The sequence below is a fragment of the Actinoplanes sp. TFC3 genome (assembly GCF_001553785.1).
GTDB lineage: Bacteria > Actinomycetota > Actinomycetes > Mycobacteriales > Micromonosporaceae > Actinoplanes.
In genome coordinates this window covers 4,740,860-4,766,174 of record NZ_LOJP01000001.1, presented here as the reverse complement: position 1 = coordinate 4,766,174, position 25,315 = coordinate 4,740,860, and the positions used below count along the sequence as shown (strand labels likewise).

At 70.4% G+C, this 25,315-nt stretch carries 25 protein-coding genes and 3 pseudogenes; 21 read left to right on the top strand and 7 right to left on the bottom strand.

Annotated elements, in window-relative coordinates:
* The first annotated feature begins 76 nt into the window (after window positions 1–76).
* Together TFC3_RS21505 and TFC3_RS21500 are read left to right on the top strand one after the other, a co-directional pair.
* A complete protein-coding gene (locus TFC3_RS21505) occupies window positions 77–853 on the top strand; it encodes a trans-aconitate 2-methyltransferase (RefSeq protein WP_067502862.1) in 777 nt (258 codons plus the stop codon).
* 2 nt (window positions 854–855) lie between these two features.
* Window positions 856–1,875 (top strand): adenosine deaminase, encoded by a 1,020-nt coding sequence (locus tag TFC3_RS21500; protein ID WP_067507209.1) that lies wholly within the window; start codon window positions 856–858, stop codon window positions 1,873–1,875.
* A gap of 31 nt (window positions 1,876–1,906) precedes the next feature.
* Here TFC3_RS21500 and TFC3_RS38575 read toward each other — a convergent pair whose 3' ends face one another.
* From TFC3_RS38575 to TFC3_RS21485, 4 genes are all read right to left on the bottom strand, one after another.
* Window positions 1,907–2,065: a hypothetical protein gene (locus TFC3_RS38575; protein ID WP_173745342.1), complete on the bottom strand. Its 159-nt coding sequence runs from the start codon at window positions 2,063–2,065 to the stop codon at window positions 1,907–1,909.
* 18 nt (window positions 2,066–2,083) lie between these two features.
* Window positions 2,084–4,171 carry an RICIN domain-containing protein gene (locus TFC3_RS21495; protein ID WP_067502850.1) on the bottom strand — a complete coding sequence of 696 codons (2,088 nt, stop codon included), beginning with the start codon at window positions 4,169–4,171 and terminating at the stop codon, window positions 2,084–2,086.
* Window positions 4,172–4,408: 237 nt separating this feature from the next.
* Complete coding sequence (locus tag TFC3_RS21490; RefSeq protein WP_082772212.1) at window positions 4,409–5,722, bottom strand: HAMP domain-containing sensor histidine kinase; 1,314 nt, start codon at window positions 5,720–5,722, stop codon at window positions 4,409–4,411.
* 104 nt (window positions 5,723–5,826) lie between these two features.
* Entirely contained in the window at window positions 5,827–6,516 is a 690-nt protein-coding gene (locus TFC3_RS21485; RefSeq protein WP_067502847.1) for a response regulator transcription factor, read from the bottom strand.
* 84 nt (window positions 6,517–6,600) lie between these two features.
* Here TFC3_RS21485 and TFC3_RS21480 point away from each other — a divergent pair, with 84 nt between their 5' ends.
* From TFC3_RS21480 to TFC3_RS36100, 3 genes are all read left to right on the top strand, one after another.
* Entirely contained in the window at window positions 6,601–7,536 is a 936-nt protein-coding gene (locus TFC3_RS21480; RefSeq protein ID WP_067502844.1) for an ADP-ribosylglycohydrolase family protein, read from the top strand.
* A gap of 4 nt (window positions 7,537–7,540) precedes the next feature.
* The gene (locus TFC3_RS39520; RefSeq protein WP_236718242.1) at window positions 7,541–7,717 is read left to right on the top strand and encodes a hypothetical protein; all 177 of its coding nucleotides are present in this window, start codon (window positions 7,541–7,543) and stop codon (window positions 7,715–7,717) included.
* A 164-nt stretch (window positions 7,718–7,881) separates the two neighbouring features.
* Window positions 7,882–8,334, top strand: a complete 453-nt coding sequence (locus TFC3_RS36100) for an HIT domain-containing protein (RefSeq protein ID WP_082772506.1) — start codon at window positions 7,882–7,884, stop codon at window positions 8,332–8,334.
* 20 nt (window positions 8,335–8,354) lie between these two features.
* Here the strand turns inward: TFC3_RS36100 and TFC3_RS40060 are convergent.
* Window positions 8,355–8,738, bottom strand: a pseudogene (locus TFC3_RS40060) (TetR family transcriptional regulator C-terminal domain-containing protein); the annotation flags it as partial.
* Between the two features lie 95 nt (window positions 8,739–8,833).
* Between TFC3_RS40060 and TFC3_RS21470 the strand changes: the two are divergent.
* Window positions 8,834–9,160: a hypothetical protein gene (locus TFC3_RS21470; RefSeq protein WP_067502837.1), complete on the top strand. Its 327-nt coding sequence runs from the start codon at window positions 8,834–8,836 to the stop codon at window positions 9,158–9,160.
* On the opposite strand, the gene TFC3_RS21465 is transcribed toward TFC3_RS21470, so the two are convergent.
* A complete protein-coding gene (locus tag TFC3_RS21465; protein ID WP_067502833.1) occupies window positions 9,150–11,282 on the bottom strand; it encodes an elongation factor G-like protein EF-G2 in 2,133 nt (710 codons plus the stop codon). The two genes, TFC3_RS21470 and TFC3_RS21465, sit on opposite strands and share 11 nt — an antisense overlap.
* 183 nt (window positions 11,283–11,465) lie before the next feature.
* Here TFC3_RS21465 and pgsA point away from each other — a divergent pair, with 183 nt between their 5' ends.
* The 7 genes from pgsA (at window position 11,466) to TFC3_RS21430 (ending at window position 17,071) form a co-directional block, all read left to right on the top strand.
* Complete coding sequence (gene pgsA, locus TFC3_RS21460; protein WP_067502830.1) at window positions 11,466–12,104, top strand: phosphatidylinositol phosphate synthase; 639 nt, start codon at window positions 11,466–11,468, stop codon at window positions 12,102–12,104.
* Window positions 12,101–12,991, top strand: a complete 891-nt coding sequence (locus TFC3_RS21455; RefSeq protein ID WP_067502828.1) for a phosphatidylinositol mannoside acyltransferase — start codon at window positions 12,101–12,103, stop codon at window positions 12,989–12,991. The genes pgsA and TFC3_RS21455 overlap by 4 nt, the downstream gene beginning before the upstream one ends.
* An 11-nt stretch (window positions 12,992–13,002) precedes the next feature.
* Window positions 13,003–14,157 carry a glycosyltransferase family 4 protein gene (locus tag TFC3_RS21450; RefSeq protein ID WP_067502825.1) on the top strand — a complete coding sequence of 385 codons (1,155 nt, stop codon included), beginning with the start codon at window positions 13,003–13,005 and terminating at the stop codon, window positions 14,155–14,157.
* A 25-nt stretch (window positions 14,158–14,182) separates the two neighbouring features.
* Complete coding sequence (locus tag TFC3_RS21445) at window positions 14,183–14,725, top strand: hypothetical protein (protein WP_067502822.1); 543 nt, start codon at window positions 14,183–14,185, stop codon at window positions 14,723–14,725.
* Window positions 14,726–14,797: 72 nt separating this feature from the next.
* The gene (gene pdxS / locus TFC3_RS21440; protein WP_067502819.1) at window positions 14,798–15,694 is read left to right on the top strand and encodes a pyridoxal 5'-phosphate synthase lyase subunit PdxS; all 897 of its coding nucleotides are present in this window, start codon (window positions 14,798–14,800) and stop codon (window positions 15,692–15,694) included.
* A complete protein-coding gene (pdxT, locus tag TFC3_RS21435) occupies window positions 15,688–16,296 on the top strand; it encodes a pyridoxal 5'-phosphate synthase glutaminase subunit PdxT (protein WP_067502817.1) in 609 nt (202 codons plus the stop codon). Before pdxS ends, pdxT begins: the two co-directional genes overlap by 7 nt.
* Before the next feature lie 22 nt (window positions 16,297–16,318).
* Window positions 16,319–17,071, top strand: a complete 753-nt coding sequence (locus tag TFC3_RS21430; protein ID WP_067502814.1) for a YebC/PmpR family DNA-binding transcriptional regulator — start codon at window positions 16,319–16,321, stop codon at window positions 17,069–17,071.
* Between the two features lie 94 nt (window positions 17,072–17,165).
* Here the strand turns inward: TFC3_RS21430 and TFC3_RS21425 are convergent, their stop codons facing one another.
* On the bottom strand, window positions 17,166–17,690 hold the full coding sequence (locus TFC3_RS21425) for a hypothetical protein (protein ID WP_153040327.1): 525 nt from the start codon (window positions 17,688–17,690) through the stop codon (window positions 17,166–17,168).
* Window positions 17,691–17,810: 120 nt separating this feature from the next.
* Here TFC3_RS21425 and ruvC point away from each other — a divergent pair, with 120 nt between their 5' ends.
* The 8 genes and pseudogenes from ruvC to TFC3_RS21390 all read left to right on the top strand — a co-directional run bounded on the left by ruvC (window position 17,811) and on the right by TFC3_RS21390 (window position 25,124).
* Window positions 17,811–18,347: a crossover junction endodeoxyribonuclease RuvC gene (ruvC, locus tag TFC3_RS21420; protein WP_067502808.1), complete on the top strand. Its 537-nt coding sequence runs from the start codon at window positions 17,811–17,813 to the stop codon at window positions 18,345–18,347.
* Window positions 18,344–18,949 carry a Holliday junction branch migration protein RuvA gene (gene ruvA, locus TFC3_RS21415; RefSeq protein WP_067502805.1) on the top strand — a complete coding sequence of 202 codons (606 nt, stop codon included), beginning with the start codon at window positions 18,344–18,346 and terminating at the stop codon, window positions 18,947–18,949. The genes ruvC and ruvA overlap by 4 nt, the downstream gene beginning before the upstream one ends.
* A pseudogene (locus tag TFC3_RS38795) lies at window positions 18,946–19,134 on the top strand (Holliday junction branch migration DNA helicase RuvB); the annotation flags it as partial. The gene ruvA and the pseudogene TFC3_RS38795, both read left to right, overlap by 4 nt.
* A 633-nt stretch (window positions 19,135–19,767) precedes the next feature.
* A pseudogene (ruvB, locus tag TFC3_RS40510) lies at window positions 19,768–20,679 on the top strand (Holliday junction branch migration DNA helicase RuvB); the annotation flags it as partial.
* 133 nt (window positions 20,680–20,812) lie between these two features.
* Complete coding sequence (yajC, locus tag TFC3_RS21405; RefSeq protein ID WP_236718241.1) at window positions 20,813–21,214, top strand: preprotein translocase subunit YajC; 402 nt, start codon at window positions 20,813–20,815, stop codon at window positions 21,212–21,214.
* A gap of 226 nt (window positions 21,215–21,440) precedes the next feature.
* Window positions 21,441–23,357, top strand: a complete 1,917-nt coding sequence (gene secD, locus TFC3_RS21400) for a protein translocase subunit SecD (RefSeq protein ID WP_067502802.1) — start codon at window positions 21,441–21,443, stop codon at window positions 23,355–23,357.
* A 1-nt stretch (window position 23,358) separates the two neighbouring features.
* Window positions 23,359–24,534: a protein translocase subunit SecF gene (secF, locus tag TFC3_RS21395; protein WP_067502800.1), complete on the top strand. Its 1,176-nt coding sequence runs from the start codon at window positions 23,359–23,361 to the stop codon at window positions 24,532–24,534.
* 62 nt (window positions 24,535–24,596) lie between these two features.
* A complete protein-coding gene (locus TFC3_RS21390) occupies window positions 24,597–25,124 on the top strand; it encodes an adenine phosphoribosyltransferase (RefSeq protein WP_236718240.1) in 528 nt (175 codons plus the stop codon).
* The last annotated feature ends 191 nt before the right edge of the window (window positions 25,125–25,315 follow it).

Here is a 25,315-nt window from a genome sequence, read left to right as displayed (position 1 = left end):
AGCCTAGCCGACGCCCCGCCCCGCGGTAGAGTAGTCCAACAAGACGTACGTACGGTTTGGGAAAGAAGGTGGCGCCATGTGGGATCCGGGCGTTTATCAGCGGTACGGATCGGAGCGCGCCCGTCCGTTCTTCGATCTCGTCAACCGTGTCGCAGCCGAGCAGCCGCGCAGCGTGGTGGACCTCGGCTGCGGGCCGGGGGAGCTGACCGCGACGCTGGCCGAGCGGTGGCCCAGCGCGCGGGTGAGCGGGATTGATTCCTCGGCCGAGATGATTGGTAAGAGCCGGGCGTACCGGGACAGCGTTGCATTCCGCGTCGGTGACCTGGCGGAATGGCATCCCGAGGCGGATACCGACGTCGTTGTCACAAATGCAGCGCTGCAATGGGTGCCGGGGCATCAGGAATTGTTGCGGGGCTGGGTTCACGAGTTGCCGGCCGGCGCTTGGCTGGCGATGCAGGTGCCGGGTAATTTCCAGGCTCCGTCGCATCGGGCGCTGCAGGAAATCGCGCGCTCCGGAGCGTACCGGGAAATGTTGAAGGATGTCGTTCGGGCGCCCGTCGCCGATCCCAGCGATTATGCCGCCCTGTTCCTCGGCGCAAGCCGTGCTGTCAGCGTGGACGCCTGGGAGACCACCTATGTTCACCTGCTCCCGGCGGACGGCCCCGAGCATCCGGTCCTGCGCTGGATGGAAGGCACCGCCCTGCGCCCGGTCAAGGCCGCGCTCGACGACACGCGGTGGCGGTCCCTGCGGGCCGAGCTCAGCGCTCGCCTCGCGGCGGTCTACCCTGCCCGGAGCGGACATGTCGCCTTTGAATTCCGCCGGATCTTCGTGGTTGCCCACCTCAAGGAGTGATCGTGACCGAGCTGGCCTCGTTCATCGCCGGCCTGCCCAAGGCGGAGCTGCACGTGCACCACGTCGGTTCGGCCTCGCCGCGCATCGTGGCGGAGCTGGCCGCGCGCCATGAGGGCGGCTCGCCGGTGCCCGCCGACCCGGCCGCGCTGGCCGATTACTTTGCCTTCCGCGACTTCGGGCACTTCATCGAGGTGTACCTCAGCGTGGTCGACCTCATCCGTGACGACGAGGACGTGCGGATGCTCACCTACGAGGTGGCCCGCGAGCTGGCCCGCCAGCAGGTCCGCTACGCCGAGTTGACCATCACGCCCTACTCGCACGTGCGCCGGGGCATCGCAGCACCTGCGTTCTGCGCGGCCATCGAGGACGCCCGGGCCAGCGCGGCGAAGGACTTCGGCATCGAGCTGCGCTGGTGCTTCGACATCCCGGGCGAGGCCGGGCTGGCCGCGGCCGAGGAGACGCTGCGCATCGCGCTGGAGTTACGTCCCGACGGACTGATCAGTTTCGGACTGGGTGGACCCGAGGTGCCGCGGCCGCCGTTCAAGCCGTACTTCGACAAGGCACGGGCCGCCGGGTTGCACAGCGTGCCGCACGCCGGAGAGACCACCGGGCCGGAGACGATCTGGGACGCGCTGCGCGACCTGGGCGCCGAGCGCATCGGGCACGGCATCAGCGCCGCGCAGGACCCGCAGCTGATGGCGTACCTGGCCGAGCACCAGATCGCGCTGGAGGTGTGCCCCACCTCGAACGTGCGCACCCGGGCGGTCCCCAGCATCGACCAGCACCCGCTGGCCCGGCTGGTGGACGCTGGCGTACCGGTGTCGATCAACTCCGACGACCCGCCGATGTTCGGCACCACGCTGGAGGAGGAGTACGCGGTCGCCGCGACCCTGCTCGGCCTGGACGCGGCGGGGGTGGCGGAGCTGGCAAAGGCCGCGGTGAACCACTCGTTCCTGCCGGCCGCGGGCAAGGACAAGCTCCTGACCGAGATCGACAACTACGCCGCCGGGCACTCCGCGTAAGAAAGCCGGCGCAGGTCAAAGAAGCTGCGGGTCAGAAGCCGGCGTAGAGCGGGTCCTGCCAGACGGCGAGCACGGCGAGAATGCCGATCGTCAGGATGGTGACGACGCGGATCAGGCGGCGGCGGTTGAAGCCGTCGCGCGGCTCGTCCTCGTCGAGTTCGGGCGTGGTGCGGACATCGGTGTCAATCATCGTCTACTCCTGACGGGCTCAGCCGGGGAGGGCTGTCCAACTCTGGTGCCGGGTCTGGCCCGGGTTCTGCAGTACGAGCAGGCGCGTCTCACCGAAGCGCTGGCTACCCACGCCGGCGGCCAGCCCTCCGACGTTGGTGCGCAGGCTGAAGCCGTAGTCGGTGGCGAACAGCTTCCACCGTCCGCTGTCGTTCTTCGAGCACTCACCCTGCACCAGCGGCGCCCCGGCCACCGGGTTGCCGTCCAGCGGTACGACGCACTTGCCGGTCGCCTTGTTCTGCAACGAGAACGTGTCGCCCCCGGCCGGGACCAGCTTCCACTGCTGCTGGGCTCCGCCGTCGGTGCCACCCAGCGTGATCGGCGTGCCGTTGGCCGTACGGGCGGCGTACAGGTCGGCCGAGCCACCGGACAGCGAGTTGGTCAGCACGAACCAGGTGTTCGCCGCCGGGCGGGCCGCGGGAGCCGACTGGGCCACGCCCTTTGCCGCGTAGCCGCCCTCGGCACGGATGGTGACCGCGTACTTGGTGTCCGGGCGCAGGCCGACCAGCCGCGCGCGGGTCGCCACGGTGGTCGCCACGGTCACCCCGTCCACCTCGATGGTGTACTTGGCCGTGGGGGTGGCGGCGCTCCATGTCAGCCGAACCGACGTGGACGTGGGGTCACGGATCTCCACCACGGCCTGCACCTCGGACGCGGCAGCCGGCGTGGTCACCAAGGCCGACGGCGAGGTACCGGAGGCGGCCGGGGAGGCCTCGTCGCCGCCACCGTCGGCGGGGATGCCGGCCGGCACCGAGGCCGAGGGCGGCAGCGACGGCTCGGTCACTTCGGGGCCGGGCACCGCGTTGGGTGCGTCCGGCAGGTCGTCGCCGCCGTCGCTGCGCAGCAGGAACTCGCTGAGCGCCACGTTCCAGTGCTTGGCCAGGTAACCGTCGGGCTTCGGGTCGGTGGTGAAGTAGTCGTCGTGCCCGCAGTCGAGGCGCGTCTCGTGCTTCCTGGGGCACACCTCGCGGATCTTCTTACCCGAGCGGTCCGGCCCGCAGAGCAGGTCGTAGTCGTCGGTGCAGCGGCCCGCGCCGGTCGAGTTGGGCGAGCCCTGCAGCACGGCACCGAGCATGTGGGTGGTCTCGAGGGCGGCGACGGACGAGCTCCAGCAGCCCGAATCGATGCGCCCGTACGAGGGCCCGCCGTTGTTGCGGTTGGTCAGCCCGGGGCGCGTATCGGCGATGTAGGTACCGATGCCGCAGTACACGTGGCTGTCGGCGAACACCAGGTACTTGCGGTCGGTGCGGTTGTAACCCAGCTTCTGCAACGCGTCGATGCTGCGCCGGAACGAGCCGAGCGACCCGGTGGGCACCTGCACCTCGGCGACGTCCACCCGGCATTGCGGCGTGGTGACGTACCGGATATGCCGTGAACCACCCGTCTCGGCCGCGCTGGCGTCGTAGATCTCGTCGACGCCCGCCGCCCACGTGCGGATCGAGCCGGCATAGTCGCTGTAACGGCTGGGCGTGCCGAATTCGTGCAGGTAGAGCACCTGGATGCGCTTGCCCGAGCTTCCGTCGGCCGCACACGCCACGTCGTGCGCGCCGAGGATGAAGTCGGCCTCGCCGGGCGCGGCGTCGGGGATCAGGGCGGGGGCACCGGCGGAGAGCGAGATGCCGCCCTCGTCGCGGATGATCTCGGCATCGGACGGTACGCCCGCGGTGTCCAGCGCCGGGTTCGCCGGAGCGTCCGCCTTGGCTGCCACCGGGTTGGCGTCGCGGTTCACCGACATGCCGGCCGGCGTCGGGTCCGGGCCATAACTGCAGGTCTCATCATCCAGCTCGTACGTCCCCGAGCACAGCGAATCCGTCGGCGCCGCGGCCAGTCCGTCGTAGACCAGTCCCTGACCCCGGTTGTCGGCGGGCAACGACTCGTACGAGATCTGCTCGCCGGAACCGCCGGGCTTGAAGCTGCCAGTGACCATGGCCGGGCCGACCACACCGCCGACGCCGAGCAGGACCACGCCGAGCGCGAGCGGGATCAGCCGGTGCGGCCGGGTCGTGGCACGCCGGCGGCCGGGCTGCGGTGCTTGCCCACGAAGCTCGAGCCGTCGGTGGGCGGACAAACTGTCTCCTCGCGCTGGAAGCGCGCGGTGGGAGGGGGTTATGGGGTGACCACCTCCCACCGCGCGGGGGCTTCGCCGGGCCCTGGGTGGGACCTGCTGTGGGCTACGGGCCTGACAAAACCCCGATGGGATCGCCGATGAGGTTGCCAGGCCCGCTCGCTCAGGGGAACGCCTTTAATACAGATCTAAGCAATGCTTGTACCGTCCGGGGTAATTCCCGCCGTGGGTTTGCCATTCTCAATCTTTGCTGCCCTGGTGCGGCCACTTCTGCCGGGCCGGGTCGCGTTCGCGGGCCAGCCGTCCGACCAGCCCGAACCGGTTGGCCTGCTTGGGCGGCGCGTCCGCGTCGGCCAGCAGCATGACCACGCTGGCCCCGCCCAGCTGCGCGCGGGCCAGGCTCACCGACCCGCCGGCCGCCTGCGCCGCGCGCCGGGCGATGTCCAGGCCCAGCCCGGTCGAGCCCTGATCGCTCTGCCCGCGCTGCATCGCCTTCTCCGGGTCCGGGATGCCCGGGCCGGCGTCGTCGATGCGCAGCGCCACCCAGCCGTCGCGCCGCGACAAGCTGACCTCGAACGCGGTGCCCTGCGGGGTGTAGCGGAACACGTTGCCCAGCACCGCATCCAGCGCCGCGGCCAGCTCGGCGCCGGCCACCCGGACCGGGATGCGCAGCTGCGCGCCGACCACGCGGTGCTGCCTGTTCTGGTCGCCGGCCAGCGCGGACCAGAACACCATGCGGTCGCGGACCACCTCGGAGACGTCGCACAGGCCTTCCTCGGGGGCCTCGGCGACCTGGGCGGCCACCGCGGCACGGGTGGTGTTGATGAGCTGGTCGACCTCGCCCTCGAGGGTGACGATGGCCTGGCGGATGCGCCGGATGCCGCGGCGGCGGTCGACCTCGGCGGCGCTCAAGTCGATGATCTGGGTGTCGTCGGGGTCGAGCGCCTCGGCGTCCAGCCGCAGCACGGTCAGCGGGGTGCGCAGCCGGTGCGACAGGTCGGCCACCATCTCCCGTTCGCTGGTGCGCGAGGTGACGAGCCGGTCGGCCATGCGGTTGAACGCGTAGCCGGCCTCGGACAGCTCGCGCGGCCCGGAGGGCTGGATGCGGACGCCCAGGTCACCGCCGCCGACGGCCATGGCGGCGTGCACCAGGTTGCGCACCGAGTCCACCGCGCCGCGGGCCAGCCGGTCCACCACGATCACCGAGCCGAGCACCAGCCCGGCCATGATCCCGAGCAGGATCCACCAGTCGCGCGCGGTGCCCTCACCGAGTTCCGAGGACGGTACGAACGCCTCGATCACCGACGTCTTGTTGCTGACGGTGACCGGCTGCAGGCTTACCGTGCCACCGTCCACGTCGATCTCCACCGGCTGGCCCTTGCCGGCCGCAGTGGTGATCGCTTCGGGGGAGACCCGGCTCTTGCCGGTGGCCCCGGGCGCGTGCACCACCACGGTGCCCCCGGCGGACTTGATCGCGGCTTCGAGCCCCTTCTTGCTGGCTCCGGCCGTGATCGCACCGGCGACCGTGGCGCTGCGCTGCTCGGCGGCGCTCATGGCGGTGTCGCGATGATCGGTGCGCAGCTCCCATCCCAGCGGGATGAGGAACGCGAGCGCGGCGATCGCGGTGGTGGCGGCACTGACACAGGCCAGCCGCGCCCTCAGTCCGGCGCCACCAACCGGAATCCGACCCCCCGCACGGTGCGCAGGTAGCGAGGTTTCGCCGCGGATTCGCCCAGTTTCCGACGCAGCCAGTACAGATGCACGTCGATCGTCTGGTCCTCGCCGACTGACGGCTGTCGCCATACCTCCTCCAACAGCTCCCGGCGCGAGACCACCCGGCCCGGACGCGCGGCCAGATAAGCCAGTAGATCGAATTCTTTGCGGGTCAAAGCCAGCGGCTGATCGCCGAGGGTGGCGCTGCGCTCGCCGATGTCCACGCGCAGCTCGCCGACCTCGTGCACGGCGGGCTGGGCGGTGCGGCTCGCGCGGCCGACGCGGCGCAGCACGGTGGTGATGCGCGCGTCGAGGTGCGCCCCGGTGAACGGCTTGACCATGTAGTCATCCGCACCGGCGCGCAGCAGCCGGACGACGGTTTGCTCGTCGTCACGGGCGGTCGCGATAATGATGGGGACGTCGGTGATGCCGCGCAGCATCCGCAGCGCGTCCGAGCCGTCCAGGTCGGGCAGCCCGAGGTCGAGCACCACCAGATCGGGGGTCTCCGCGGCGACGCGGCGCAGGGCGTCGAGGGCCGTTCCGACGGCGTGCACGGCATGCCCCCGGTCGGCCAGCGACCGCAGCATCGCACCGCGCACGACGTGGTCGTCTTCGACGAGCAACACCGTGGCCATGCGAAGAAGGTACTGCCCTTGGCAAGATAGACCGAATCCGTCATTCAGGGCCATCACTTGAGCACAGCGAGTAACGAAGAGAGCATGAGCTTTACGCTTTTTCCCGACACCAGGGCCGCCTTGGCCGCGGACAGCCTTGCGGGGCTGTCAGTGGGCGATGCCCTGGGTGCACAGTTCTTCATTCCGGGGCAGTCGCTCGATGCCCCGCCGGCCCCGCCGTGGCCGTGGACCGACGACACCGAGGAGGCATGCTGCATCGTCGACGCCTTGAAAGCGACGGCGGCCGAAGTGGAGCAGGCTGCCGGGGAGGACAAATCCGGCGCGGGGGAGGGCAAGCCGGGCGGGGGCTTCGATCGGGACCTCTTTGCCCGGCTGCTGGGGGAGCGCTTCGATCCGTACCGCGGGTATGGGCCGGGTGCGGTGGTGATGTTGCGGCAGATCCGTGAAGGCAGCCCATGGCCGATCGCCGCTGCGGCCGCGTTCGACGGGCAGGGCTCGGCCGGCAACGGTGCGGCCATGCGAGCCGCCCCGCTCGGTGCCTGGCACGCCGACTCGCTGGTCCGGGCTGCCGAGCAGGGAGCCCGCGCCGCCGAAGTCACCCACGCCCACGCCGAGGGGATCGCCGGTGGGGTGGCGACAACAGTGGCCGCGGCGGTGGCGGCGGCCGCGCGGCTCGACGGCCGGCCCGTGGACCTGCTCGGTGCGGTCCTCGCGCATACCCCGCCCAGCCGGGTCAGTGACGCGTTGCGCGAGGCGCGCCGGATCACCACGGCGGCCGAGGCGGCTCACGAACTCGGTAACGGCAGCCGCTCGCTGGCCGTGGACTCGGTGCCGTTTGCGATCTGGGTTGCCGCCCGCCACCTGCACGACTATCCGGCGGCCGTGCAGGTGTGCATCGCTGCCGGAGGTGACATGGACACCACGGCGGCGATGGCGGCCGGGATCGTTGCCGCGTACACCGGCATCGCGGGCATTCCGGACGAGTGGCTGCAAGCCCGCGAGCCGTTACCGCAGTGGTGACCAGGTGCTGCGGTCCTGGCAGTCCGCGATCGTGAGGTTCTCGGCGATGCGGCGCAGCCCGGCGGTGCCGGTCACCTACCCAGGTCTGCCAGCGGCGGCGCACCCGGCGCCGGGTGGCACCGGCGCGGGCCTGCTCACGATCACCGCTGAGCAGCATCGCGTAGCGCAGCAACGCCGGTAACCGCGCCGCGGCGAACTCCTCGAACCGCAGCTCACCCCTCCCCGTAGCGCAAGTCCTTCCCCTGTTCGGACGCGGAGTTACGCGGATCTGCTGTGCCCTAGTGTTGGGGCGTGAGCGTGGCTGGGGAACCGGACGGGTTGGAGCGGCTGTGGACGCCGCACCGGATGGCCTACATCGTGGGGCAGGGGCAGCCACCGGGGTGCCCGTTCTGCGTCGCGCCCGGGTTGCCCGAGGAGAACAGCCTGGTGGTGGCGCGGGGCGAGCTGGTGTACGCGATCCTGAACCTGTATCCGTACAACCCGGGGCATCTCTTGATCTGCCCCTATCGCCATGTTGCCGATTACCCCGAGCTGACCCCGGCCGAGACGGTGGAGGCCGCCGAGTTCACCCAGCGGGCGATGCGGGTGATCCGCACGGCGAGCAGCCCGCACGGGTTCAACCTGGGCATGAACCAGGGGTCGGTAGCCGGCGCCGGGATCGCCGAGCACCTGCACCAGCACGTGGTGCCGCGCTGGGGCGGTGACGGCAACTTCATGCCGGTGATCGGGCAGACCAAGGTGCTGCCGCAGCTACTCACCGAAACCCGCGACCTGCTCATGAAGGCCTGGACGGCCTGAAGCTTTCCCAACGCACGGATGCCCGCGGCCACCTGCTCGGGTGAGGGTGCGCGCGCCGGATCGACCAACCACTGGACGGTCACGCCGGACATCAGGGCCATGGCGACCGAGCCGGCGGAGCGGACGGTTTCCTCGTCGAGGCCGTCCTCGGGTTGCCCGGTGAGGATGGCGGCCAGCCCGGAGCGGCCCTGTTCCATGCCGCTGGCGATCTGGTCGCGCAGGTGTGGGTCGTGCTCGCCCTGGATCATCGCCTCGATGCTGGCCAGCCACAGGTCCCGGTGGGTGCGCAGGGTGCCGATCACGCGCTGCCAGTAGCGCAGCAGCGGATCGCCCGGGTCCTCCTCGCCGCTCGGGGCCAGTGCCAGGCCGATAGCGTCGCCCCGATCCTCGATCGCGCTGAGCATGGCCGCGGTCATCGGGCCCTGCGTGGAGCCGTAGTGGTAGCCGATCGAGCCCAGGTTGGAGTCAGATCGAGCTGCTGCGCTGGCCGCAGGGCCGGGTGACGCTGCTCGGCGACGCCGGTTACTGCCCGTCCCCGGCCGCAGGGCTGGGGACGAGCATGGCGCTGGTGGGCGCCTACGTGCTGGGCGACGCGATGCGCCACGAGGATGGGTTCGGGCGCTACGAACGCGCGCTGCGGCCGTACGTGGAAAAGAATCTGGCTTGTGGGGGCAAAATGGCCGGTGACATGGTTCCGGGTGGGCGCTGGACCATGGCGTTGCGCACCTTCGGCATGCGCACGCTGCGCTTCAACCCGTGGAAGCGTCAGATCATCGAGCAGGTGACGCGGCCACTGCACGTCGCGGCCAACGCCATCACGCTTTGATCTTCTCCGCCAGGTGGGTGGGCATGGGTTCATGTCTGGCATAGGTACGGGTAAAAGTGCCCGATCCCGAGGTGAGCGCCCGCAACTCCACGGCGTAGCGGACCAGCTCGATCGCCGGAACCTCGGCCCGCACCACGCTGTGGGCGCCGTCCCCGTCCGCGTCGGAGCCCATCGGCCGGCCCCGGCGCCCGGACAGATCGCTCATCACCGCCCCCACATACGCGTCGGGCACCCGCACCTCGACCTCGTCGACCGGTTCGAGCAGCGTCATTCCGCCTTGCTCGGCCGCCTCGCGCAGGGCCAGCGAACCGGCCGTCTGGAACGCGGCGTCGGAGGAGTCCACGCTGTGCGCCTTGCCGTCGGTCAGGGTCACCCGCACGTCCACCACCTGGTAGCCGGCCACCAGGCCACGATCGAGCTGGGCGCGTACCCCCTTCTCCACCGACGGGATGTAGTTGTGCGGCACCGCCCCGCCGACCACCTTGTCCACGAACTCGAAGCCGGAGCCGCGCGGCAGTGGCTCCACCGCGATGTCACACACCGCGTACTGCCCGTGCCCGCCGGACTGCTTGACGTGACGCCCGTGGCCCTTGGCAGCCGCGCCGAACGTCTCGCGCAACGCCACCTTCACCGGCTCGGTGTCCAGGTCGACGCCGCCGGCGCGCAGCCGGTCGAGCACCACCTCGGCGTGCGACTCGCCCATGCACCACAGCACGAGCTGGTGGGTGTCGGGATTGCGGTCCAGCCGCAGCGTCGGGTCCCCGGCCACCAGCCGGGCCAGGTTCTTGGCCAGCGCGTCCTCATCCGAGCGGGACTTGGCCACCACGGCGATCGGCAGCAGTGGCTCGGGCATCGACCACGGCTGCATCAGCAGCGGCTGGTCCTTGCCCGACAGCGTGTCGCCGGTTTCCGCGCTGCCCGACTTGGTGATCGCGCAGATGTCACCGGCCACGCAGGAGGCAACCTCGTGCAGCTGGGCACCGAGCGGGGAGTAGACGTGCGCGATGCGCTCGTCGGCGTCGTGGTCGGGGTGCCCGCGCTCGGCCATGCCGTGCCCGGAGACGTGCACGGTGAGCTCCGGGCGCAGCGTGCCGGAGAACACCCGGACCAGCGAGACCCGCCCGACGTGCCGGTCGATCGTGGTCTTGACCACCTCGGCCACCAGCGGTCCGTCGGGGTCGCAGGCCAGCGGTGGCAGCGGCTCGCCGTCCACTCCGGTCACCACCGGCAGGTCATGCTCCAGCGGCGAGGGCGCGCCGCTGACCAGCCCGTCGAGCAGCGCGTCGAGGCCCACGCCGGTGCCCGCGCAGACCGGGATCACCGGGTAGAACGTGCCCCGCGCAACCGCCTTCTCCAGATCCGGCACCAGTGTCGCGGTGCTGATCAGCTCGCCGGCGACGTAGGTGTCCATCAGGCCCTCGTCCTCGCTCTCGGCGATGATCGCCTCGATGAGCAGGTCGCGGTCGTCCTTGATGGGCATCAGGTGGGCCTGCTCGAACTCGCTCTCCCGCGGCGGGTAGCCCGCCGAGTAGTCGAGCACGCGCAGCGTGACCAGGCCGATCAGCCCGGCGATGGAGGCGCCGTCGTCGCCCAGCATCGGCTGATAGATCGGCATGACGTTCTCGCCGAACGCGTCCTGGCAGTCCTGCAGGGTCTGCTCGTAATCCGCGCGCGGGTGGTCCAGGCGGGTGATGGCGACTGCGCGGGGCATGCCGACGGCGGCGCACTCCTCCCACAGCGCAGCGGTGGCGTCGTCCACGCCGTCGACCGCCGACACCACGAAGAGCGCGGCGTCCGCGGCCCGCAGGCCGGCGCGCAGCTCCCCGACGAAGTCGGCGTAGCCGGGGGTGTCCAGCAGGTTGATCTTCACTCCGCCGTGGACCACCGGCGCGCACGACAGCGCGACCGAGCGCTGCTGGCGCTGCGCGGCCGGGTCGTCGTCGGTCACCGTGGTGCCCTCGGTCACCGAGCCGGCGCGCGCGATCGTGCCGGTCGCCGCGAGCAGCGCCTCGACCAGCGTCGTCTTGCCCGCGCCGGAATGCCCGACGAGCACCACGTTGCGTACTCTGCCGGGATCGGTCACCACCGGTCCGGCCGCGTTCTCTTGAACTTTCTGCGCCATAGCTCTTACCCCTCCTTGACCCGAACGACATTGTTCCGGACCCCGGCAGGCGACCTGGCGAGGGTCCGCTGTTACGAAGGCGTAACCAAGGGGACACCCAGCGCGGTTGGCATAGCAACCCTTCGTGGTGCTCCGGCTGCGTGATATGACGATCCGGTCGCCCCCCGTTATGGTGGGACGGCCATGGCAAAGATCGTCAGCGTGCCCGCCCGTGCCGTCGTCGCGTACGGCGTCAATCCGACTGCCCGTTTCCTGCTGCGCATCGGTGTCTCACCGAACGCCGTCACCATCGCCGGCACCGTCGGCGTGCTGATCGGCGCGTGGCTCGGCTCTCAGGGACACCTGTTCTGGGGGACGTGGGTCGTCACCGCGTCCGCCCTCACCGACGTCCTGGACGGCACGATGGCGCGGATGCGAGGTGGCGGCGGCCACTTCGGCGCGCTGCTCGACTCGTCCATGGACCGCATCGCCGACGGTGCGGTGTTCGCCGCCGTCGTCTACTACCTCGCCACCGAGCACAACCCGTACGGCGGGGTGTGGGCGGCGCTCATCTGCCTGGTCGGGGGGCAGGTCGTCTCGTACGTCAAGGCCCGCGCCCAAAGCCTCGGGCTCAACGCCGACGTGGGCATCGCCGAGCGCCTCGAACGCCTGGTCATCCTGGGCATCGGCGGCCTGCTGGGCAGCGCCGGGCTCGACTGGGGGCTGCCCGCAGCGCTGTGGGTGCTCGCCGTGCTCTCGGTGATCACCGTGTTCCAGCGGCTCGTCCACGCCTCGCACTCGGACAACCCGGACGCCACCCCGCCGGCGCCGGTGGCCCCGTGAAAGACCGGCTGACCGAGTTCGGATATGCCGCCGGCTGGCGTGTGGTGCGCGTGCTGCCGCTGCCGGTGGCGCGTGCGCTGTTCAACGCCGGGGCCGATCGCGCCGCCAAGGGCAACGGACCCGGCACCCAGCGGCTGCGGCGCAACCTGCGGCAGGTCGTGGGGCCGCAGCTCAGCGATGCTGATCTGAACGCGTTGGTGCGGGCGGGGCTGCGGTCGTACGCGCGGTACTGGATGGAGGCTTTTCGCCTGCCCTCCTTGTCCCGCCATGATCACCTGGCGAATTTCGAGCTCCAGGACGAGGACACCCTGCACGCCGCGATGCAGCAGGGCAACGGGGTCATCCTCGCGTTGCCGCACGTCGGGAACTGGGATGCCGCAGCGGCGTGGGTGGCCTCGAACGACTACCGGCTGGTGACCGTGGCCGAACGGCTCAAACCCGAGGGGCTGTACCAGCGCTTCATGGCGTACCGGGAGAAGCTCGGCATGGAAGTGCTGCCCCTGACCGGTGGGGTGCGGGCGCCGCTGGACGTGCTCGCCGAACGGGCCCAGCAGGGACATGCCATCGCGCTGCTGGCCGACCGTGATCTGACCCGCAGCGGCGTCGAGGTGGAGTTCTTCGGCGGGCGCACCAAGATGCCCCCCGGCCCGGCGCTGCTGGCCATCCGCACCGGCGCACCGCTGTTCGCCGTCGACGTGTGGTTCTCCGAGACCACCACGAAGGCTCGGCTGCGCCGCGTCGAACCGGCCACCGAGGGCGACCTGGGCGTGCGGGTGAAGCAGACCACCCAGCGCCTCGCCGAGGCGTTCGAGCTGGGCATCGCCGCGCACCCGCAGGACTGGCACATGCTGCAGAAGCTCTGGCTCAACCAGAGCGCCCGGGTCTAGAGGGGGGCGGCGTGCGGATCGGGATTGTCTCGCCGTACTCCTTCGACGTGCCCGGCGGTGTGCAGAACCACATCGTCGACCTCGCCGAGGCGCTGATCGGGCTGGGCCACGAGGTGAGCGTGCTGGCCCCGGCCGACGAGGATGCCGAGCTGCCGCCGTACGTGGTGCCGGCCGGGCGGGCGTTGCCGCTGCCGTACAACGGGTCCGTGGCGCGCATCGCGTTCGGCCCGGTGTCCACTGCCCGGGTGCGGCGCTGGCTGGCCCGCGGCAACTTCGATGTGCTGCACGTGCACGAGCCGATGACGCTGAGCCTGTCGCTGCTGGCGGTGCTGTCCGCGCGCGGCCCGGTGGTCGCCACCTTCCACACCGCGATGACCCGCTCCCGGGCCCTTTCCGCTGCTCAGGGCCTGTTGCAACTGGTCGTGGAGAAGATCACCGCCCGGATCGCGGTCAGCGAGCTGGCCCGCAAGGTGCAGGTCGAGCACCTCGGCGGCGGCGCGGTCGAGATCCCCAACGGCGTGGCGGTCGCCAAGTTCGCCGCCGCGCAACCCCTTCCCGGCTGGCCCGGATCCGGGGGCACCCTGGGTTTCCTCGGACGTTTCACCGAGCCGCGCAAGGGCTTCGAGATCCTGCGTGGCGCGTACGTCGACCTGGCCCGCTCCCGCCCCGGCCTGCGCCTGCTGGTGGCCGGACCGGGTGACCGCGACACGCTGTTCGACCAGTTCCCGGCCGAGCTGCATCCGCGCATCGAGTTCCTCGGGCTGGTCACCGAGGCGGACAAGGCCCGGATGCTGCGTAGCGTGGACATCTATGTGGCGCCCAACACCGGCGGCGAGTCGTTCGGCATGATCCTGACCGAGGCCATGGCGGCCGGAGCGGCGATCGCAGCGAGTGATCTTGACGCGTTCCGCCGGGTCCTCGACGGCGGGCGGGCCGGGGCCCTGTTCCCCACCGGGGACGCCGCGGTCCTGGCCACGTTGCTCGGTTCGCTGCTCGACGACCCCGAACGCCGGGCCTCGCTGGCGGCCTGCGCACGCGTGGCGGTGGACGCCTTCGACTGGCCTTCCGTCGCTCAGCGTGTTCTTGAGGTATACGCAACGGCGATCGAGGCCACGGATGGCCGCGTCATCGACGAAGAGTGGGCCGAACCACGGCCCAGGGCGTAACCAACCGTAACGGTCAGGCATTACGATGCCCCGCATGTGGTGGGTCATCGGAGCGATCGCGGTGGGGGTGCTGCTGACGGCGTACCTGGCCTGGACCGCGCACCGCGTCGAACGGGTCCACGTGCGCGCCCAGTCGGCCGGCCGGGCCCTGGACGCCCATCTCGTGCGCCGGGCTGCGGCTGCTGCCGTGGTTGCCGAACTCGCCGACTCACCGTCGCTCTACACGGCTGCCCGCCTCGCCCTGGATGCCGGTGACGACGAGCGGGAGGTGGCCGAGAACGACCTCACCCGCCACCTGCGCGCGGTGCCCGTCTCCGGTGCCGACCCGGAGTTGCGCACCCTGGTGGCCGCCAGCCGCCGGGTCGCCCTGGCCCGCCAGGTGCACACCGACCTGGTCCGCGACGCCTTGACCGCACGGCGGCGCCCGCTCGTACGGGTCATCGGATTGTCCCGTCGCTATCAGCGGCCGCGTTATTTCGACATTGTTGATCCCACACTGCCCGAGCCGGTGACCGTGACCCAGCGGTCCGCCCCCGACGTTTCGCTGAGCAGTCCAATCGGGGGTTGATTGGCCATCTCCCCGGCCCCGGCGGCGTCCTAGGCTCTCTTACGTCTTGTGGCAGATCTGTGAGGAGTCGTCGTGTCCGACAGCCGTCCCACCACCGGAACCGCTCGCGTCAAGCGCGGCATGGCCGAGATGCTCAAGGGCGGTGTGATCATGGATGTGGTCACCCCCGAGCAGGCCAAGATCGCCGAGGATGCCGGCGCGGTGGCCGTCATGGCGCTCGAACGGGTGCCCGCCGACATCCGGGCCCAGGGCGGCGTCTCCCGGATGAGCGACCCCGACATGATCGACGGCATCATCGCCGCCGTCTCGATCCCGGTTATGGCCAAGGCCCGCATCGGCCACTTCGTCGAGGCCCGGGTGCTGCAGTCGCTTGGCGTCGACTACATCGACGAGTCCGAGGTGCTGACCCCTGCCGACTACGCCAACCACATCGACAAATGGGCGTTCACCGCGCCGTTCGTCTGTGGCGCCACCAACCTGGGCGAGGCGCTGCGCCGCATCACCGAGGGCGCGGCCATGATCCGCTCCAAGGGCGAGGCCGGCACCGGTGACGTCTCCAACGCCACCACCCACATGCGCACCATCCGGGGTGAGATCCGCCGGCTGACCTCGCTGCCCGAGGACGAGCTGTTCGTCGCGGCCAAGGAGCTGCAGGCGCCGTACGAGCTGGTCAAGGAGGTCGCCGAGGCGGGCAAGCTGCCGGTGGTCATGTTCACCGCCGGGGGCATTGCCACGCCCGCCGACGCGGCCATGATGATGCAGCTCGGCGCCGAGGGCGTGTTCGTCGGCTCGGGCATCTTCAAGTCCGGCAACCCGGCCCAGCGCGCGTCGGCCATCGTCAAGGCCACCACCTTCCACGACGACCCCGACGTGATCGCCAAGGTGTCGCGCGGGTTGGGCGAGGCCATGGTCGGCATCAACGTCGAGGACGTCCCGCAGCCGCACCGCCTGGCGTCGCGCGGATGGTGACCGTCGGGGTGCTCGCGTTGCAGGGCGACGTGCGCGAGCACCTGACCGCACTGGCCGAGAGCGACGTGCTCGCCCGGCCGATCCGCCGCGCGAGCGAGCTGGACGACGCCGACGCGCTGGTGATCCCCGGCGGCGAGTCGACCACCATGAGCAACCTGGCCATCTCGTTCGGCCTGCTCGACCCCATCCGCAAGCGCATCGCCGGCGACATGCCCGTCTACGGCTCCTGCGCCGGCATGATCATGCTCGCCGCGACCGTCCTGGACGGCCGGCCCGACCAGGAGTCGTTTGCCGGCATCGACATGACAGTGCGCCGCAACGCCTTCGGCCGGCAGGTCGACTCGTTCGAAGCCGCGGTGCACATCGAGGACGTCGAAGGCGGCGATTTTCACGCCGTGTTCATCCGCGCGCCCTGGGTGGAAAAGACCGGACCGGACGTACGGGTGCTGGGCCGCGTCACCGATGGACCCGCCGCCGGTAGGATTGTCGCCGTTCGGCAGGGCAACCTGCTCGCCACGGCTTTCCACCCGGAGCTGACCGGAGACCTCCGCGTTCACCGGTACTTCGTCGAGATGGTCCGCCAGGCCCAAGACGCACGGTAGAGGTCTTACACGGAGGTTTTGCATGTCCGGCCACTCAAAATGGGCGACAACCAAGCACAAGAAGGCGGTCATCGACGCCAAGCGCGGCAAGATGTTCGCCAAGCTCATCAAGAACATCGAGGTCGCGGCCCGCACTGGCGGCGGTGACCCGGCCGGCAACCCGACGCTCTACGACGCCATTCAGAAGGCGAAGAAGAGCTCCGTGCCCAACAACAACATCGACAACGCGGTGAAGCGCGGCTCCGGCCTCGAAGCCGGTGGCGCCGACTGGCAGACCATCATGTACGAGGGCTACGGCCCCAACGGTGTCGCGCTGCTGATCGAATGCCTCACCGACAACCGCAACCGCGCGGCCACCGAGGTGCGCACGGCGCTGACCCGCAACGGCGGCACGTTCGCCGACGCGGGCTCGGTGTCGTACCTGTTCAACCGCAAGGGCGTGGTCATCGTCCCCAAGGAGAGCAACTCCGAGGACGACCTCATGCTCGCGGTGCTCGACGCCGGGGCCGAGGAGATCAACGACCTGGGCGACTCGTTCGAGGTGGTCAGCGAGCCGACCGACCTGATCGCGGTGCGGACGGCGCTGCAGGACGCCGGCATCGACTACGACTCGGCCGAGTCGTCGCTGGTGCCGACCATGACGGTGCCGGTGGACGAGGACGCGGCCCGCAAGGTGTTCAAGCTGATCGACGTCCTCGAGGACTGCGACGACGTGCAGAACATCTACGCCAACTTCGACGTCAGCGACGAGATCATGGCGGCGATCGACGCCTGAGGCGCACCTGGCCGGATTACGGTGACGGGGCTGGTCGGCTAGGACCGGCCCCGTGTGGTTCACCTGCATCGCTCGACAAGTCCCAGCAGGACAGCTAACTCGAAGCCTGCGACATGAAGTGCATCATCGAGAACAGCAACAGGAAACTGCCCGCCGTTACCCGGATATAGCGATGCCAGGTGGCTCGGCGACAGGCGTGCACCCAGGCGATTGCTGCGTCGGCCAAGGTGGTGCGCTCTGGACGTACCGGTGCGCAAATGAGCGACGCAAGTCGTTGCGCAACCGATCGGGCGGGGTGGGAATTGTTTCCCGGCGGCCGCTGCACCAGCACGTCGACCGGATGGATCTGCTCCTCGCGCCACAGCTTCGTTCTTGTTTCGAGGCGGCGCCGCAGATAGTCGTCCTTTGCCCGGGGATTGTGCAAGCGCCGCTGCCAATCCAGGCGGCGCCAATGACCGGCCACATCGGTGAGGACGTCCATGGTCAGCGACCCGCCCGCCTGCACGTCACCGCCGGCCAGGCGCATGGCCTCACGATGCACGCCGGGCAGGCGCTCGGCCACGAACGCCAGGTAGTCCGGCGGCGGCTCGTCGTTCATCGGTGGGAACAGATAGGCCACGTCCTCCATGGTCCGGTGACCCCGGTCACAGTGCAAGAGGTGGTACGGCGTGTGTCGGATGTGGCCGCTGTGGCCGGGCGTACTAGGGTGTCGAACACACGTCCGAGCAAAGGGGGCCACGTGCGGGTACTCGGCATCGACCCCGGCCTGACCAGGTGCGGCGTCGGCGTGGTGGAGGGACAGCCCGGCCGGACCTGCAAGCTGATCGGCTATTACGTGGTCTACACCGAGCCGGACGACGACATCGCCCAGCGGCTGCTGCACCTCGACCGGTCGCTCGGCGAGCTGGTTGCCGAGCACACGCCCGACAGCGTGGCCGTCGAGCGGGTGTTCAGCCAGCACAACACCCAGACCATTACGGGTACGGCCCAGGCCAGCGGCATCGGCATCCTGGCCGGCGCGCGGGCCGGGCTGCCCGTGCAGACGTACACCCCCAGCGAGGTCAAGGCCGCCGTCACCGGCTCCGGCACGGCCGGCAAGGCCCAGGTCACCAGCATGGTCACCCGGCTGCTCAACCTCGACGGCCCACCCCGCCCGGCCGACGCGGCCGACGCGCTCGCCATCGCCATCTGCCACATCTGGCGCGGTGGCACCCGCAACCGCTTGCAAGCCGCCGCCGTGAAGGCCGCCCTTCGCAGAACAGGAGCTCGTCGATGATCGCCAGCGTGCGTGGCGTGGTCGCCGCGATCGCCGCCGACACCGCCGTCATCGAGGTCGGCGGCGTCGGCCTCGCCGTGCAGTGCGCGCCCGGCACGCTCGCCTCGCTGCGCACCGGCACCGAGGCCCGGCTCGCCACCAGCCTGGTCGTCCGCGAGGACTCGCTGACGCTGTACGGCTTCGCCGACGACGACGAGAAGCACCTGTTCGAGCTGCTGCAGACCGCCAGCGGCATCGGGCCCCGGATCGCCCAGGCAGTGCTGGCCGTGCACCAGCCCGAGGCCGTGCGCCGGGCCATCTCAGCCGGCGACATCTCCGCGCTGACCCGGGTGCCCGGCATCGGCAAGAAGGGCGCCGAACGGCTCGTCCTGGAGCTGCGCGACCGCATCGGCGCGGTGTCCACGGGCGCCGACGGCGTGGCCGGGGCACTCAACGGGGGCTGGCAGGAGCAGGTCCGTCAGGGTGTCATCGCGCTGGGCTGGTCCGCCCAGCAGGCCGACCAGGCGGTGGCGGCGGTCTCGGAATCCCTCGACGGCGGTGAGACGCCCCCGGTGCCGATCCTGCTGCGCCAGGCCATCCGGCTACTGGGCCGCACGCGATGACGGACGACCTCGTTTCGCCGTACGCCGAGGATGCCGACCTGGATGCCGAGGCCAGCGTCCGGCCGCGCAGGCTCGCCGACTTCATCGCCCAGCACCGCGTACGCGACCAGCTCGAACTGCTGCTCAAGGGCGCGATGGGCCGGGGCACTCCACCCGACCACATCCTGCTCTCCGGCCCGCCCGGCCTGGGTAAGCCGGTGTCGGTCGACGCGCTGGTGCTGCTGGCCGATGGCACGCGCCGGCGCCTCGGAGACATCCGCGTCGGCGACCAGGTTGTCACCCGCACCGGCGAGCCGGCCGAGGTACAGGCAGTTCACGAGCAAGGACAGCTCGACACGGTGCGGATCACGGCGGCATCCGGCCGGGAAGTCATCGCCGCCCCCGACCACCCGTTCTGGACCGCGCAGGGCTGGGTCAAGGCCGGCGATCTGCAGCCCGGCGACGTACTGGCCGAAGTGCTCAGACCCGATGTCACTGCCGGTGCCACGCAAACCAAGGACGATTTCCAGCGGGCGGCCCGCTCGGCCATCGACGCCGTCCCCGAGTTCGTCTTCCGCGGCGACCTCGACCGGATCGGGGCGTTCCTGTCGCGCTTCTTCGCCGGCGAGGACGACCGTGACGGCCCTCGCGAGCTGCTCGAAGGCGTCCACCACCTGCTGCTGCGCATCGGTGTGCGGGCCCGGCTCGCCCCGGCGCCGGACGGGTCGTGGCGGCTGACCCAGCTGAGCGGCGACGACGGCGGACCGCTGGCCCCCGACCCGGTGGTGTCCGTGGCGCCCGCGGGGCTGCACGAGTGCCGCTGCCTCACCGTGGCCGATGATCACACCTTCACCGTGAACGACTTGGTCGTGCACAACACGACGCTGGCCAACATCGTCGCGGCCGAGCTGGGCAGCGGTATCCGAACCACGAGTGGCCCGGTGATCGAGCGCTCCGGCGACCTCGCCGCCATCCTCACCAGCCTCACCGAGGGTGACGTACTGTTCATCGACGAGATCCACCGCATCGCCAAGCCCGCCGAGGAACTGTTGTACAGCGCCATGGAGGACTTCCGGGTCGACGTCATTGTCGGCAAGGGACCCGGCGCGACCGCGATCCCCATCGACGTGGAACCGTTCACGCTGGTGGGAGCGACCACCCGGGCCGGGTTGCTGTCCGGGCCGATGCGTGACCGGTTCGGCTTCGTGGCGCACCTCGACTTCTACTCGCCCGCCGACCTCGATGCCCTGCTGCACCGGTCCGCTCGCATCCTGGGCGTGCCGATCACCCCCGAGGGCGCTGCCGAGATCGCCGGGCGCTCCCGCGGGACGCCGCGAATCGCCAACCGGCTGCTGCGCCGGGTGCGGGACTATGCCGAGGTGCGCGGCGACGGTGTGGTCAATGAGGAGACCGCCAAGGCGGCCCTGACCGTCTACGACGTCGATCAGCTGGGCCTCGACCGGCTTGACCGGGCGGTGCTGCGTGCGCTGATCGAGTCCTTCCGCGGCGGGCCGGTGGGTCTTTCGACACTGGCGGTCGCGGTGGGGGAGCAGTCCGACACCGTCGAGGAGATGTGCGAGCCCTTCCTGGTACGAGCGGGGCTGCTGGCTCGTACCCCCAGGGGCCGGGTCGCCACCGACGCCGGCTGGCGCCATCTCGGCAAGACGCCACCCGAGGGTAAGGGTGCGCCGGTGCAGCAACCTGACCTCTTCACGCGCGCCGAGGACCCCGGCAACGCAGCGTCGCCGTAATGTGAACGAGACGTGTGCCGGTCCACAAGTTCCCAGGAAGAGGGATTAGACTCGCCGCCGTCCAGCGGGATGTTTCTATCGTCGCGCCACGCCCCCTGCGGCAGTGGTGGCGGCCCCACGGAAGGTTCACCTCGTGTATTTCGCAGCGCCTGCAGGCGAAGGCGGCAGTTTCGCGCCCCTGCTCCTTATTGTCCTGCTCTTCGGCGTCATGTATTTCATGATGATCCGCCCGCAGCAGAAGCGGCGCCGCGAGGCGCAGGCCATGCAGTCGGCGCTGGGTCCCGGCGACGAGATCGTCACCATCGGCGGTCTGCACGCCACCGTCGTCGAGGTCACTGACGACGTGGTCACTGTGGAGATCGCGCCCGGGGTCAACGCCCGCTACGCGCGCCCGGCCATCGCCCGCGTGGTCAAGCAGGACGCTGCCGCGGCCACCGCTGCCGAGCCGCTTGCCGAGGAGCCCGTCGTGGCCGAGCCGGTCGCCGACGACCCGATCCCCAACCCGGTCGTCGAAACGCGCAAGTCCAAGGACTGACCTGCCCTTCCACCCCGGCCCGCCCGATCCCGGCGGGTCGCAGGTGGTGTTAGTTCCCCAGGCCGCGGGCGAGGAAACCTCCCCAAGCGGCCCGTTGTTGTGAATAATCGTCGCCGGGCAAATCGGCTGGAACGTCACTTCCGGCTCGAGACCACCCTGCGCCCGAGCGATCCCCACCTGCCGCCGCGCTCCCGCGGCAGCCCTCAGCACGAGGAGTTCGACAGTCGTGGCACGACCACCACAGGGACAACCACATCCCGGACGGCAACTCGCCGTGCTCGGGCTCCTCTTCGCGATCCTCTACGTGCTGGTGTTCTGGGGACCGGGGACCAAGGGCCTCGGGTACGGCGAGCGGCTGCACCCCAAGCTCGGCCTCGACCTGATCGGTGGCACCCAGGCCACCTATCAGGCGTCCTTGCTGGCCAACGGGCAGGTCCCGAACCAGAACAGCATGGAAGAGGCCCGGAAGATCATCGACCAGCGCGTCAACGCGCTCGGGGTCGCCGAGGCCGAGGTCGTCGTCGAGGGCAACCGCAACATCGTGGTGTCCGTCGCCGGCGAGGCCAACGACCAGCTGAAAAACGTCGGCCAGGCCGCGCAGATGCGCTTCCGCATGGTGCTCAAGGCGACCGGCGACAACGCCAGCGCCGCGCTGAACCCGCCGAGCGCCGCGCCCAGCGCCGCCCCGAGCGGCAGCGCTGCCTCGAGTGCCAAGGCGAGCGCGAAGGCCAGCGCCCCCGCCGCCACCGGCGCCAGCCCGTCCACGGGTGGGCAGGGCGGCGGCGAGCTGGCTCTGGCCCCCTCACCGAGCCCGAGTGCCGCCGCGTCTGCCCCGGCCGCCGCAGCCACCCCGGCGCCGTCCGGTTCGGCCGCTCCCGCGCCGGTAACCGCGGACGTCAAGCAGCAGCGCGCCGCGATCGAGAAGAAGGTCGGCGCCGCCGCCTGGGCCGCCGCCGAGAAGCTCACCGACCCGGTGGACCTGTCCACCGACCCGACCGCGGCCCAGCAGTACAAGGCGTTCAACACGCTCAGCGGCGACGAGGTCAACGCGCTGCCCGCCGCGATGCAGTTCAACGTGCCGACGATCAGCTGTGACCAGCTCGAAGCCCGGCCCAGCGGTGCCATCGACGCCGAGACCCAGCAGGTTGTGGCGTGCCAGACCGGCGCCAAGCTGCTGCTGGACGTGGCCAAGGTGCTCGGCACCGACATCGACACCGCCAGCCCGCAGCTCGACCAGCAGCAGGGCCAGTGGGTCGTGTCGCTCGACTTCACCGGACCCGGCCAGGGCAAGTGGACCGAGCTGACCCGCGAGGCGTTCCAGCCGGCCGCCAACTCGCCGTGCCTCACCGCCGCCTCCGCGCTGTCCACCGGAGCCACGCACTGCCTGGTCGCCGTGGTGCTCGACAAGACGGTCATCTCGGCGCCCGAGATCCAGGGCGTGCTCAGCGGCCAGTCGCAGATCACCGGCTCGTTCACCTCGGCCAGCGCCAAGGAACTCGCCGACCAGATCAAGTACGGCGCCCTGCCGGTCACCTTCAAGCCGGTCTCGACCCAGAGCGTCTCGGCCACCCTGGGCATCCAGCAGCTCGAGGCGGGCCTGCTCGCCGCGGGCATCGGCCTGGGCCTGGTGGCGATCTACGCGTTCTTCTACTACCGCCTGCTCGGCTCGGTGATCTTCCTGAGCCTGGTGCTGTCCGGCCTGCTGACCTTCGGCGCGCTGGTCGTACTCGGGCGCACCACGGGCTTCACGCTGACGCTCGCGGGCATCGCCGGCTTCATCGTGTCCCTCGGTGTCGCGGCTGACTCGTTTGTCATCTACTTCGAGCGCCTCAAGGACGAGATCCACGAGGGTCGAAGCGCGCGCAGTGCCGTACCCCGGGCCTGGGCCCGCGCGCGGCGTACCATCATCTCCGCCAACACCATCACCATCATGGCGGCGGTCGTGCTCTACATCGTGTCGATCGGTGCGGTGAAGGGCTTCGCGTTCGCGCTGGGGCTGTCCACGGTCCTCGACCTCGTCGTGGTGTTCCTGTTCCGCCACCCGATCATGACGCTGTTCGCGAACACGCGGGCGTTCATGTCGCCGCGGGTCAGCGGCCTCGGCCGCGCCCTCAAGCGCCAGCCCACCGAGAAGGAGGCCTGACATGGCCAACGGCCTTGCCGATCGCCTCTACCGGGGCGAGGCCAACATCAACATTGTGGGCCGGCGCAAGATGTGGTTCATGGTTGCGGCGGCGCTGATCGTCATCGCCATCGGCAGCTTCCTCATCCGCGGGTTCCATCTGGGCATCGAGTTCTCCGGCGGCACCCAGTTCACGCTCCCGGCCAGCGTCGGCAGCGTGGACGCGGCCAAGAGCGCGGTGGCCAAGGCCATCGACACGGCCGGCGTCAGCGGGGAAGCCTCGATCGGCACCGTCCAGCAGGTCGGCAGCGGCAACGACGCCAGCTTCACGGTCCGCACCGGATCGCTGAGCCAGGAGCAGTCCACCTCGGTCAAGGACGCGCTGGTCAAGGATCTGGGCGTGCCCGCCGACCGGATCAGTGACGACCTGGTCTCCGCGGCCTGGGGTGGCCAGGTCACCCAGCAGGCACTGCTCGGCCTGGGCATCTTCCTGGTGCTGGTGATGGGTTACCTGGTCATCCGCTTCGAGTGGCGGATGGCCGCGGCGGCGGTGTCCACGCTGCTGCTCGACCTGGTGCTCACCGCAGGCGTCTACTCGCTCGTCGGCTTCGAGGTCACCCCGTCGACGGTGATCGGCTTCCTGACGATCCTCGGTTTCTCCCTGTACGACGTCGTCGTGGTGTTCGACAAGGTGCAGGAGAACACCCGCGGCATCACTGCCGGCAGCACCCGGACGTACGGCGAGGCCACCAACCTCGCGGTCAACCAGACCCTGATGCGCTCGATCAACACCGGCCTGGTGGCCCTGCTCCCGGTCGGCGGTCTGCTGTTCATCGGCGCCGGCCTGCTCGGCGCCGGCACGCTCAAGGACCTCGGCCTGGTGCTGTTCGTCGGCATGGGCCTGGGCGTGCTCTCCTCGATCATGTTCGCCTCGCCGATGCTGGCCGCCCTCAAGGACCAGGAGCCGCGGATCAAGGCCCACAACGCCCGCGTCCTGGCCCGCCGTTCCTCGGGCCGCTCGGGCGACGTGGCCCGCGGCGAGCGCACCCGCCCGGCCGCCGTGCCGGCAACCGAGGGTGAGGTGCCCGCCCTGGCAGGCTCCACGCCGCGCCCGGGGGCCCGCCCGTCCGGCAAGCGCAGCACCAACCGCGGCGGCGGCGCCGGCAACCGTCCCAGCGGCGGTCAGAAGCGCCGCTGACCCAGCACCAGGCTCCACCGGCCCGCCACTTGCGCTGAAGTGGCGGGCCGTAGTCTGTGCGCGTGACGGATATTGCCGAACTGGTCGCCAGCCGGACCGTGGACGTGCCGGACTTCCCCCGGCCGGGCATCATGTTCAAGGACCTGAGCCCGCTGTTCGCCGACGGTCAGGTGTTCCGCCAGGTCATCGACGCCATCATTGCCCACCACGGCGAGGACTCGTTCGACGTCGTAGCCGGCATCGAGGCCCGCGGCTTCATCATGGCTTCCGCCATCGCGTACGCGACCGGCAAGGGTACGGTCCCCATCCGTAAAGCGGGGAAGCTGCCCCGCAAGGTCTACTCGGCGTCCTACGCCCTCGAATACGGCGAAGCCACCCTTGAAGTCCACCAGGATGCCTTCCCGACCGGGCAGAGAGTCCTCCTGGTGGATGACGTCCTGGCCACCGGAGGTACGGCCGGAGCGGCGCTGAACCTCGTCGAACAGGCCGGCGGGGCGGTGGCGGGTTTCACGGTGCTCCTGGAACTAGGGTTCCTCGGCGGCCGTGAGCGGCTCAAACCCTGTACGGTGAACGCCCTCCTGACCGTTTGATCCTGATCCGTCTGTGGTGCTGGCATTCTTTGCCGTCTCGCACGGAGCACCGGGGAACCGGTGGCGGGTAGGATGGCGTTTCCAGTCAGGTGAGCAGAAGCGACGTGAGGAGGCCGGTGTCCAGCGACGTCGCCTCTCCGACGGAGGGCCCGGTGCAGCCGACCGACGCGACAAAGGCCGCGACGCCACCC

Excerpts from the sequence above, each read along its gene's own strand:
- TFC3_RS21465 (WP_067502833.1), bottom strand. The coding sequence starts at position 11,282 with ATGGCGCAGAAAGTTCAAGAGAACGCGGCCGGACCGGTGGTGACCGAT.
- TFC3_RS21490 (WP_082772212.1), bottom strand. The coding sequence starts at position 5,722 with ATGAGCGCCGCCGAGCAGCGCAGCGCCACGGTCGCCGGTGCGATCACG.
- secF (WP_067502800.1), top strand. The coding sequence starts at position 23,359 with ATGGCCAACGGCCTTGCCGATCGCCTCTACCGGGGCGAGGCCAACATC.
- TFC3_RS21445 (WP_067502822.1), top strand. The coding sequence starts at position 14,183 with ATGCCCCGCATGTGGTGGGTCATCGGAGCGATCGCGGTGGGGGTGCTG.
- TFC3_RS21505 (WP_067502862.1), top strand. The coding sequence starts at position 77 with ATGTGGGATCCGGGCGTTTATCAGCGGTACGGATCGGAGCGCGCCCGT.
- pgsA (WP_067502830.1), top strand. The coding sequence starts at position 11,466 with ATGGCAAAGATCGTCAGCGTGCCCGCCCGTGCCGTCGTCGCGTACGGC.
- TFC3_RS21485 (WP_067502847.1), bottom strand. The coding sequence starts at position 6,516 with ATGGCCACGGTGTTGCTCGTCGAAGACGACCACGTCGTGCGCGGTGCG.
- TFC3_RS38575 (WP_173745342.1), bottom strand. The coding sequence starts at position 2,065 with ATGATTGACACCGATGTCCGCACCACGCCCGAACTCGACGAGGACGAG.
- TFC3_RS21480 (WP_067502844.1), top strand. The coding sequence starts at position 6,601 with ATGAGCTTTACGCTTTTTCCCGACACCAGGGCCGCCTTGGCCGCGGAC.
- ruvA (WP_067502805.1), top strand. The coding sequence starts at position 18,344 with ATGATCGCCAGCGTGCGTGGCGTGGTCGCCGCGATCGCCGCCGACACC.
- TFC3_RS21430 (WP_067502814.1), top strand. The coding sequence starts at position 16,319 with ATGTCCGGCCACTCAAAATGGGCGACAACCAAGCACAAGAAGGCGGTC.
- pdxT (WP_067502817.1), top strand. The coding sequence starts at position 15,688 with ATGGTGACCGTCGGGGTGCTCGCGTTGCAGGGCGACGTGCGCGAGCAC.
- TFC3_RS36100 (WP_082772506.1), top strand. The coding sequence starts at position 7,882 with ATGGCCTACATCGTGGGGCAGGGGCAGCCACCGGGGTGCCCGTTCTGC.